The 11,898-nt window shown below is 39.3% G+C and carries 4 protein-coding genes; all 4 read left to right on the top strand.

Going from position 1 to position 11,898, the window contains the following annotated elements:
- Positions 1 to 4: 4 nt before the first annotated feature.
- The 4 genes from DSM106972_RS25050 (at position 5) to DSM106972_RS25065 (ending at position 11,831) form a co-directional block, all read left to right on the top strand.
- Positions 5 to 6,910, top strand: a complete 6,906-nt coding sequence (locus DSM106972_RS25050) for an FG-GAP-like repeat-containing protein (protein ID WP_127083248.1) — start codon at positions 5 to 7, stop codon at positions 6,908 to 6,910.
- Positions 6,911 to 7,155: 245 nt separating this feature from the next.
- Positions 7,156 to 9,609, top strand: a complete 2,454-nt coding sequence (locus DSM106972_RS25055; RefSeq protein ID WP_127083249.1) for an Hsp70 family protein — start codon at positions 7,156 to 7,158, stop codon at positions 9,607 to 9,609.
- Positions 9,610 to 9,627: 18 nt separating this feature from the next.
- On the top strand, positions 9,628 to 10,794 hold the full coding sequence (locus DSM106972_RS25060) for a 3'-5' exonuclease (protein ID WP_127083250.1): 1,167 nt from the start codon (positions 9,628 to 9,630) through the stop codon (positions 10,792 to 10,794).
- Complete coding sequence (locus DSM106972_RS25065) at positions 10,794 to 11,831, top strand: hypothetical protein (RefSeq protein WP_127083251.1); 1,038 nt, start codon at positions 10,794 to 10,796, stop codon at positions 11,829 to 11,831. The genes DSM106972_RS25060 and DSM106972_RS25065 overlap by 1 nt, the downstream gene beginning before the upstream one ends.
- Positions 11,832 to 11,898 lie beyond the last annotated feature (67 nt).

Genomic DNA, 11,898 nt, shown 5'->3' on the forward strand with positions numbered 1-11,898 from the left:
AATCATGAACAAGATTAGACTGATTGGTGCTGACATTTTAGATGAGTCTACTCAATTCGCCTTGAATGAAGCGACTTTGATTTTACAAAACTATTTAAGCGAGAGCATAAAAGACGGAAGTTTATTAGAAACAGTTAATTTATCCTTTGGTAACCAAATTGATGCTTCTAAGTTAGAAAACTTGTTAGGGCAATGGGCAACTGGCAACTTTAAAGAACTTCCAACGATTGAAATCCGCCCAGCCGCAGAAATGAATGGAGCTAACGGGGCTTTTGCTAAAGCAACCAACAATATTTATCTATCTTGGGAATACATTACACAAAATACTTCTTATCCCCAAGCGATTACTAATGTTTTATTAGAAGAAATTGGGCATTTTGTTGATGCCCAAATTAATGCATTAGATAGCCCTGGGGATGAAGGGGCTATTTTCTCTGCACTGGTTCGAGGGGAAACGCTGGATGAAGGGCGGTTACAGCAGTTGAAAGCAGAGAATGATACAGCTACTATCACTTTGGATGGGCAAGTCATCGAGATAGAGCAGGCAGATAATGAGGTCACGATTTCCGGAACCATTCTTTGGACGGATAGTGCTATTCCTAGTAAAACGCACCCAGTTCGTGAGGCAACCGTAAAAATCTGGGATGAAGACCTAGGTCTTGATACGCTGATCGCAACTGTTTATACTGACTCTCAAGGACGTTACTCAGCTAGCTTCGACAACAATGAGCCGTTTGGTCAAGGCAAGCGGGACATATATATAGAAGTACTGGCTGATGGACTAGCACACCATGTGGATGGAGTGGTGGGACTTAATGCTACAACTTATTCTCAGACAACTAATACTACTAATGAGATCCCGGATGGTGCTAACACTATAAACTTTACTATTGGCAACGGTACTGACGCAGAGCGTGCGTTTTCAATTAGTGATGCATTGTATGTAGGAAAAGTTTATGCAGACACTGTACGTGGAAAACTGCCAACGCCGAGATTGAAGGCTAGGTTTCCAGATACTAATACGGCATACACCAAATCTACAAATAAGGATTTACTTATCCGATCTGGAGACAGTTTAGATTGGGATGTAATTCTGCATGAGTATGGTCATTTCCTTGCAGACATTGACAATCTAGCCGATTCCCCTGGTGGTAAGCACATAGCAGGTTACAGCAGTATTACTGGCGAGCCGACTATACCTATTCCAGCTTCTGGGAAATCTAAAGGCATCCGTATCGCGTGGGGTGAGGGACTCGCAACTTATTTGGGGATTGCTGCTCAGTATGTCGCCGCTGACGCAGGGCTGTTGCCGAATGTACCAAATGTGGGCGATCCGATTTACACGGATACAATCGATCAAACCGCTAAACATGATTTAGAAAATAAACCGAGTCCCAGTAATGCCAATAATGCCAATAATCCTGGTAATAAAGGTGAAGGCGACGAGGCATCAGTGTTTCGGATATTGTGGGATCTCGCAGACGGAAAAAACGAACCTCATGATGGAATTGAAATTGAAATTGCATTACTATCTGGGCACAAGGTATCTGGCCACGAGGGACTCTACTACATCCTCAACAACGAAATATCTGATCTGGATCAACTCGATGATGTTTGGGATTATTTCTACGGTATTTCAACCGATGCTGAACGCACGAAGTTTGGAGCAATCTTTGAGGAGTACGGTGTATCACCAGAACCTAACAAAAGTAAGTTAATTGGAAAAACCTTTAAGGTTAATGAAAGTGACCCCAATAAGATTCCACAGTTTACATGGAATGTGAACAATAACGATGCCAATGACGATTTTCAAGTAATCATCTTCAATGAAGACTTTTCACGTCGTGTGGTGGACACTAAAGATAATATAAACCCTGAAAATATAAATACAAACACGTGGACTCCCACCTTAGAACAGTGGACTCGCGTTACAAACAATCAAGGAAAGTATAATTTTATTGTTGCTGGTAGTGACACTATTCCTGATCCGAAGTCTGGTGTTGACCCTAACTTTCTTTCTACTGGTTCTTATTGGAGTGGTGCCTACACTTTTTCTGTAGGACCGAGCATAGGTCTTCAACCCTTGAAGAATGGTTTAGGTCAGATACTATCTGCCATCCAGACGGCTCTAACTGAAAAGATTTTTGGGGCAACGGGTCTTCAGAATATTAGTAGTTTGAATGGCATTCCGCTGCTTGGAGACACACTTAAAACTGCCACTGGGGCGCTATTCATAAAGGACTTATCTATTCAAATTGAGAAAAAATTTACTGATAAATTGAAGGTGGCGGAGAATGCATCTGTTGATGAGATACAGGAAGCTTTCTTTGAATTGTTTGGTCCTTCTGGGTTATTTGGGGCAACTGGGCTGCTCAAAGACTCTAACGATGCTGGAGATGATATTACTCAAGAAGATATTATATATACTAGAGATGGCTCCTTAGTTAAATTTAATTTCAAACTAGGCGGCACGAATAAATTAGAAACTTCGCTGCCGTCCAAAATTGGCTTTGGTTTGCCACAGCTTGGTTTAGAACTTGGTGAAAATGCTAAGGCAGGTGTTGACCTTGACTATACATTCGATTTTGGTTTCGGTATTGAAACTGCTACTAATGAGTTCTTCTTCGACACCTCGCCTAATAAAGATTTGAGTATCTCACTCAAACCATCGCTACCAAAGGCAAAAGCCACACTTGGGTTTCTTCAAGTTGATGCAAAAGATATTGGTAGCCAACTTGACTTTTCGCTCAACTTAGAAGATGGCAACGATAACCAGTTAACAATTGGCGAACTGAACAATAACAGCTTTACAGTTTCACCAGAAGGTTCTGCTGACATTAAGCTTAATCTCCTCTCTAGCATTAACGGTTTAAAGGGGTTGCCTCAACTTAGTGCAGATTTGATTGTAAACTGGGATTTTGTTCAGAATGTAGCGCCAACAGTTGCCTTTAAGGATGTAGAGTTAGACTTAGGCTCATTTTTAAGCGACTTCGCTGGCCCAGTTTTGGAAGATGTTAATAAAATCACTAAACCTATAAAACCAGTTATTGATATTTTAACTAAAAAGATTGATCTCAAGGTCATTGAGCTTAATCTTTTAGATATAGGAAAGAAACTTGGGTATATAGATCAGTCAGATATTAACTTTATAAATTCAGTTGACAGCATTATCAAAATTGTCGATGGTATTTCAAAATTTTCAAATAGTAGTGATACTAAAATCAATCTAGGTAGCTTCAATCTGGGTGACGAGGCAGACATCCGCAAACCCGATTTTCTGCTAAGTAACGTTGACAATCTAAATATTATTAGCACCGCTCCTAGTGCTAGTGACCAAATTAATAATCTTGGTAACGTTAACGAAAAACAAATTATTAATAGCCTTATTACAATACCTGGTGAAGGACTGAAATTCCCCTTGCTGACCGAACCAATGCAGGCTTTCAAATTACTACTAGGTAAAGATATTCCTCTTTTTACCTATGATTTACCGCAGTTGAAGTTTGATTTTGGATACACTCAGTTCTTCCCCATTGTAGGCCCGTTCGGGGTTAGAATCGGAGGAAACATCGGTGGAGAAGTAGATTTGGCGTTTGGGTATGACACCAAGGGGTTAAGGGATTTCAGCAAATCTGGCGACGCAACGGATATTTTTAACGGTATATATGTTAGCGACCGTGCTAACGCTGATGGAACTGGAGATGATATTGCGGAAGTTAAGTTTAATGTTGGGCTTGAAGCTTCTGCTGAGTTGAACGTAAAAGTAGTATCAGCTGGGGTTGGTGGTGGAATTTACGGCAATGTTGACTTTAACCTTAACGACCCTAACAAAGACGGAAAGGTTTATTTTGACGAAGTGAAGGCTTTGATTCAACACGACCCCCTTTGCCTATTCGATGCCTCTGGTAAAGTAACTGCTGGTTTGAACGCTTATTTCACAATTGGGGTAAGACCATTTCAAATCAGAAAGCGCTACGACAGCCCTAGAAGAACTTTAGCCGAATTTAATAGTAAGTGCGACGATATCCATAACGGTGGCAATGGTGGTACACAAAATGTGCCGATATTGGCTACAGATATTGGTAGCGGCGCCCTGCGGTTGAACATGGGGTTAAATGCGGCAGCGCGCGTATATGGAAATATCATCGATGATGCTGAAATTTTTACGATTGAGCATAAATCAGGGTCAATTGGTAGTGAGAAAGTCTTGATTGCTGCATTTGACACGAGCAAGGAGTACAACGTCGCTAGTAAGATTGTTGCTAACGGGGGAGAGAAAAACGACATCATTCAGCTAAAAGATAACGTTTTAACATCGGCAGAACTGGCAGGTGGTAACGGTGATGATTTGATTATGAGTGGGAATGGTAATGATTCTCTAGATGGTAATAGTGGTTTCGACCTGTTAGATGGTGGCTTAGGCAATGATACATTGCGTGGTGGTGATAATGATGACTGGCTAGTTGGAGGAGCAGGCGCCGATGTTCTCGATGGTGGTGCTGATAACGATACAGCCAGCTATGAAACTGCCACAACAGGCATTTCGCTCAATTTAGCTACTCTTGAAGCTACGGGGGATGCACAGGGAGATGTGTTCGTGTCAATTGAGCAATATGAGGGTTCCCCATATGATGACACTTTAATAGGCGATGCTACTAACAATATATTAGGTGGACTAGGTGGTAATGACTTGCTCTCTGGAGGAGATGGAAATGATTTTCTGGAGGGTGGTGATGGAAATGACACATTGCACGGTGATGCTGGCGATGATTTCTTAGTTGGAGGAGCAGGCGCCGACTCGCTTTATGGTGGTTCAGGTATCGATAAAATCAGCTATAGCACTGCCACAGAAGGCATATCGCTGAACTTAGCCACAGGCGAAGCTACGGGAGAGGCACAGGGAGATAAATTTGTGTCAATTGAACAATATGAGGGTTCCCCGTATAATGACACCTTGATTGGAACAGACGCTGATGAAGTTTTGATTGGTGGCGGTGGCGCCGATATCCTACAGGGAGGATTAGGGAATGATACTTATGAGCTAGATGCCCAGACAATTATCGAAGGTCTAGCTCGTGCTGCGGGCAGTCGAATTCAAGATACCAACGGCGCCAATGATATCCTTAATCTCTCAAACATTACCCTCTCCTTATCAGGTTTAGCTTCTGGTCAAGCTGGACTGGCACGATTGGGCAGCACACTATTAATAGATATTAATAAAGATGGAGTTGCAAATCAGGCTGATGACCTATCTATTGATAACTTCTTTTCGCCAAGAAATTTCTCCATTAATGAAGTCACCATTACCGAAGGCAATAACGGCGCCACCAACGCTTTATTCACTATTAAAGGTTTAGCTGGGACTGCTGGTGCTGGCTTTATTGAAACAGTAGCTAACCTTTCTGGTACTGATATTCTCAACTTCCTCTCGACGGTAACAATAAACTACGCCACTGCTGATGGCACAGCTACAGCTACTACAGATTACAATCCTACCAGCGGTCAGTTAACCTTTGCCCAAAACGAGACAGAAAAAATTATTAGTGTACAGGTTATTGGTGACACCAATGTAGAGTCTGACGAAACTTTTTTTGTCAACCTAAATACAGATAACAACACGGATATTACTGGCTTCCAAACCGTTGGAACAATCCTTAATGATGATCTTCCATCGATTAATGTCTCGTTTAGCAATGCTCCTAACTCTCCCTTTAGTGTGGGGTTGGATCCCCGTTCCATCGCCCTAGGAGACTTCAACAAAGACGGCAACCAGGACTTAGCTGTAGCGAATAATCAGTCTGATAACATTTCAATACTGTTGGGAGATGGAAAAGGTAGCTTTGGCACTGCCGCTAACTTTGGCGCAGGAGACGCGCCCTTGTCCGTTGCTGTCGGGGACTTTAATGCAGACGGGAACCAGGATTTAGCTGTGGCGAATTATGGTTCACCTGCGACAAGCTTTAGAAGCAACATTTCGGTCTTGTTAGGAGATGGCACAGGTCGTTTTGGTACTCCTACCAACTTTAACGCGGGAAGCAGCTCCTTTTTTGTGACTGTGCAAGACCTGAACGCAGACAGATTAAGCGACTTAATTGTGGTAAACTTAGGTTCTGATAACATCTCAGTGCTTTTAGGAAATGGCACTGGTAGCTTTGGCAATCCTACCAACTTTTATGTAGGAGACTCTCCTAGATCCGTTGCTGTGAAAGACCTAAACGCAGACGGCTTCCTTGACCTAACTGTCGCAAACTTTGACTCTGCTAACGTCTCAGTGCTGTTAGGAAATGGCACAGGCAGCTTTGGCAACATCACTAATTTTAATACGGGGGGCAAACCAACTTCCGTAGCTGTAGAAGATTTGAACGCAGATGGTATCCCAGACCTAGCTGTGGCAAACTATAGCTCTAGCAGCGATATATCTGTGCTGTTAGGGGATGGTTTTGGCAACTTTGGTACTGCCACCAACTATAACATCGGCGCCGCTTCTACTTTCGTTACCATAAAAGATTTAAACGCAGACGGTATCAAAGACTTAATTGCACCGAACTATTTCTATAACAAAGTCTCGATGCTGTTTGGAGATGGCACAGGCAGCTTTGGCACTGCCACCAACTTTGATGCAGCAGGAGACGAACCTAGATTTGTTGTCGTGGAGGACTTCAACAAAGATGGTAAACAGGATTTAGCAATGCCACATTGGTTCTCGAATAATGTCTCTGTGCTACTCAACACCACGGTAAATGCACCAATTGGAGCAGATAGCGGCGCCACTTTGAATGGCAGCAGTAGCATAAACAGAAATATGATTCTCGGCAATGACAGTGATGATATTTTAGCTCGTGGCAAAACCAGTAATATTATTACAGTTGGTGCAGGCAGCAATCAATCTTTGTTACCAAAGTTAGCGTAATGGTAGCCAAACTACTATTTGTAACCAGTTCCACAATTTATTCGGGTCTGGTTACAACTAGTATCCCAATGGTAAAAGCAAGAATTAAGCCCAAAAGTTCAAATTTCCAGAACAGTTAATTTTAACATAACCTCGTAGAGAATGATTATTTTTATCGAAGCTAAAAATAAAACATCAATATGATGTGATGTAAGTAACTGGTTTCTTCTGCTAGAATTTTTTAAATTATACAGAGATTGTAATGTATGAGTTCAGCGTTAAGTTTAAGTAATGTTGTAGGCGTTGGGTTAGCTCAAGATAATATTCAATCCACGTTGAGTAATACTACTTATGTAGGTATTGACTTTGGCACAAGTACAACTACTATAAGTTATTCGATAATTGGTAATGGTGATGTACCGATTGAGACATATTCAATGTCCGTGCAACAGTTGCTTGAGGATGGGCGCCTTTATGAATCACACTTAGTGCCAACTGTGATTGCATGGTATAAAGAGCAACTATTTATAGGTGTAGGCGCCTCATCATTAAAAGGTCAATTACAGCAAGGAATTAATTTATGGGCTTCATTTAAGATGGGGCTGGGTGAGGATTTAGGGTCTGTTTACTACAATAGTAAATTACCTACAGGACATCCAATTGCGACGATTGAAAAACCATTAGATGCAGCGCGAGTTTTCTTCAGCTTTTTGAAAAATCAAATCGAGGACTATATTGAACAACACAATTTGCCATCCCGTATTCGTTATTCGGTATCTGTACCTGCATCTTTTGAATCTAACCAGCGTGCAAGTTTACTATCAGCGTTATCTAATGCGGGAATTGAGCTAGAAGGCAAATTATTAATTGATGAACCAAATGCGGCATTTCTGAGTTATTTAGCAGAATCCAGTTTAAATGGACTAGGTAGTTTAAATATACCAGAATCATCACCATTACAAATTCTTGTATTTGACTGGGGCGCGGGCACGCTAGATGTATCAATACTAGAAATTGCTAGAAGTGAAACAGGTGGACTAACTTGTAAAAACTTAGCTATATCTAAGTTTACAGCATTGGGTGGGGATGACATCGATAAGCGAATTGTAACTGACATATTATTACCACAGTTATTTAAGCAGAATAATTGCAGCATTGACGACTTTAGAAGTGCCGACTTAAGCAAGCGAATTATTCCTAAGTTGCAGAAGACAGCCGAGGAATTAAAGATATTGGCTTGTAAATCGGTGTCGTCACAAATGGTATCTAACCGATTGCCTTCAATAGCAACTAGTAATGAAAGGTTAGAATTGAATCGCTCCATAGATATAGATTTGCCCACCAAGAAATTAAATTTATTAAACCCAAGCATGAGTTACAGCGAGTTTAATGAAGTGATGGACAGTTTTTTTGTTGGTGCAGAAACTGGCGATATTAGCGTGTTTGCGCCAATTGAATCGAGTTTACGTAAAGGTGAGTTAAATAATTCGGACTTGGACTTAATCTTATTTATTGGTGGCAGTAGCAGCAACCCTTATGTGCAAGTTGCTTTGGCAAACTACTTTACAGGTGTTGAGATCGAAATACCTCGTGATTTGCGCTGCCATGTTTCTCAAGGCGCCGCTGTTAACTCATTATTGTTAAACGGATTAGGTTTGACGTTGGTACGTCCTATAGTCTCCGAACCTATCTTATTAATTACCCGTAATGGATTGCAAACGCTAATTGCAGCAGGTACTGAGATATCTCGCATTAACAAGGAATTTGATTTTTGCACTGGAGATAACGAACAAGAGAAAATTCAGATTCCCTTATGTGTCGGTAACGAAAATAAAATATTGACGGTGATTACTATTGATGCCGATATTTATTCTGAAACATTCGCTCCTAATACATGGGTACGAGTAAATTGTAGATTGAGTGAAGATAAGGTGTTATCTGTGACAGCAAGCATTGATGGTAATGAAGTTGTTTCGACATTAATTAACCCATTTGCGAATCGAGAGCTAACTACGGAAGAAAGATTAGTGTTTAAAGCTGAGAAAATGGCTAACGAGATGGCAGCACAAAATGGCGGTAAGCCCGCTGTTCCAGAGTTGTTATATTTAGTTGAGGCTTGTGTAGAGGCTAAAGATTATTTGCGTGCGGCTGAAACCTTGGAATTGGTGCAAATGTTGGATAAAAATAAGCGGTACGAGACAAACATTGGTTGTTACTATGCTTGGGCTGATAAACAAAAACAAGCGCTTGCTTGGTCTCAAAAAGCTTATGAAAAAGAGGCAAGTGCAGTTAATGCCGCTAATTTGGCACTATCTTATTATCGTAATGGCGATAACCATCAGTATGAATCATTAATGGAAAAATCTTTATCATTGGATCAAAATTTTACCTTTACCTTAGTTTCATATGGCAGATATTTAATGGCTAAAGAAGCTAATCGTAGAGCTAGAGGTCGGGAGATGGTGCAACGGGCTTTTGATTCTCTATATAAATTATTTTTAGATAATAATTTATATTTATTAGATTATCATAAATTGATTGATGCCGCTGAGTTATTGGGCAAGAATGATGTGGTTAAAGTAGTCAAGATGCGTCAGCTTGAATTAAACACTAAAGCTAAATTTTATGATGAAGACAGCTTGCTAGCATCGCAAATAGGAAGTAATCAAAATATTAATAGTAGATTAATTCCTCCATCTAATTCATTTAAATTATTTTAATTGGAGATATATTTTTACATGTCTTGGTTAATTCCCTATCCCAAACTTGATTCCGAACAACGTGAGACTATTGACCGCATTCTTGCTAACAAGGGACGAAACTTTTTTATTAAAGGTTTTGCTGGTTCGGGTAAATCTATTGTGTTACTGCATATCTTAATTAAAGCCAAACAACAAAATCCGGCATTACGGGTATGTGTAGTAGGCTATACTAATAGTTTAGTTGATATGTATAATGCTAGTATCCCACCCGATATCAAGAATGTTTCTACATCAAAATCTATTAATAACTGTGGCGTTGATGCAAAAACTTATAGTGCCTTCGAGAAAAGTCCTCAAACCTACGATATGATTTTAGTAGATGAGGTGCAGGATTTATCAGAGAAGGTTGTTTCACTATTGCACAGTCAATGTCATCAATTAATAGTAGCTGGTGATGGCGCCCAATCAATTTATGAGCATGGAATGCCTGTAGCTGCTATGGTATCATTAATTAATGCTGTTACGATTGAATTAAAAATATTACATCGCTTGCCCAACAAGATTATTGAGATAGTCAAGGCAATTTTTCCAAGTAATGAACTTGAGAAAGCATCCCGTTCTAAATTACGGAATGTTGATGTAACATTAGCAACAGCATTAGATGTGAATGAAGAAATTAAATATGTATTTGAAACTGCTTCAAGTTATGCTAACTCTCGTGTAAGTACGGCTATATTGTTACCGCAAAAAAGGTTTATCTTGGGTTTTATCGATGCTGTTTTAAATTTGCATAATTTTGATGAATGGCAAGTTAAAAAAAAGAAATTTGGAGAAGACTTTGATAATTTAAATAACTATTTATCCAAATGCGGGTTAAGCATACAATATTTAGGTGGTGGCTATGGAGATTTAAATGATACATCTAAGGTACATTTACTTACTTACCATAGTGCTAAAGGGTTAGATTTTGAAACAGTATTAGTGCCTAATGTATGCGAAAATATAAATATTTGGGGACGCAAAGATATAGCTAATAACTTATTTTATGTAGCATTAACAAGAAGCCGAATCAACTTGTATCTATCTTATACAGGTAAACCCCATCCTTACATAACCCGTATACCAGATAATTTGTTAAGAAGAGTCGAATTACCAATTAAAAAGCAAGTTGAAGTTGCTACAGAGGAGGAATTATTTTTCTAATGAAATATCTTTTACCGCTTAGTTATAATGAATTTTTGTTATGGTATCGTCGTTCTGAATTGAAGATAATGAAATTTAGGTTGATACCAATTTTTGATGAAGATTTTGCTGATGATACGTCTAAATTAGATAAAGTTGCTACACGAGTAGTGGAAGCAGTGCCCAATTATGAGGAAGATTACGAAGTACTAATTGCACAAGTTGAAGATATTTATAAAGTGGCGCCTTATGACTTTGATGAAAGTAAACTAGCATTTATTAATATTTCTATACATAATTTGAAATGTGTTTATCCAATTACCGAACGCGGTGAAAAATTGCTTCAGGGACGAATTGATAACAGCATTAACTTAGCCAAGCCGATATTTGAAAATTATGTTAATGCTTATGTTCAACGGCAACAATCATCTTTATCATTGTTAGGTGGTGCCGCATTACTAAAAATTGCTAAATTAGATGTACATAAATATCAAGATACAATAAAACTGCTCCAAGATGAGGCTTTGTCTGGTACATCTAAAAACAGCCGTGACGAAAAATTTCCTCTAAATGGCACGTTTCTCGAAAACTTACTATGCTATAGTCGTCATGACCCAATACCAAATACTAATATTGGCTACTTTTTGGATTTTGGGGTAATCGTTAGCAAGCTGTACTCAGGTAAAAATGATGTTACACATTTGCTAGATGACTATCGTTCGTGTTTGAAAGAAATCACCAGTAAAAACAAAAATAAAAATGTTAAATTTGACTATTTGTTGAAAAAAACGGATGATATAATAAGTTCGTTTGATACTACTTTAGATATGAAATTAAGCGTTGCATCAATAATAATTTTTTTGAAACTGCAATCCGAGCTTTACCAACACCAAGATTTAAATAAAACTAGCTTTAAGGAATTGCTAGGCAGTTTAGCTCAAACGCGCGAACGTGACATCGCTTTAGCATTATGGTTGGTGGGGGTATGCTTTGGATTTGAGTATTTTTGTACAAATTATTATGAAGCAATCCAACCTGGGTTCTTCTTGGATTTTTAGTGGCAATTGAAAGTAATCTGATTATTCTTTTTTAAAACTATTTGTCGTGCGTATTTTTCCGGAATGC

The sequence above is a fragment of the Dulcicalothrix desertica PCC 7102 genome (genome assembly GCF_003991905.1).
In the GTDB taxonomy this organism is placed as follows: Bacteria; Cyanobacteriota; Cyanobacteriia; order Cyanobacteriales; family Nostocaceae; genus Dulcicalothrix; species Dulcicalothrix desertica.

What these genes read in the sequence shown, in the direction of transcription:
- DSM106972_RS25050 (WP_127083248.1), top strand. Translation starts at nt 5, where the DNA reads ATGAACAAGATTAGACTGATTGGTGCTGACATTTTAGATGAGTCTACT.
- DSM106972_RS25055 (WP_127083249.1), top strand. Translation starts at nt 7,156, where the DNA reads ATGAGTTCAGCGTTAAGTTTAAGTAATGTTGTAGGCGTTGGGTTAGCT.
- DSM106972_RS25060 (WP_127083250.1), top strand. Translation starts at nt 9,628, where the DNA reads ATGTCTTGGTTAATTCCCTATCCCAAACTTGATTCCGAACAACGTGAG.
- DSM106972_RS25065 (WP_127083251.1), top strand. Translation starts at nt 10,794, where the DNA reads ATGAAATATCTTTTACCGCTTAGTTATAATGAATTTTTGTTATGGTAT.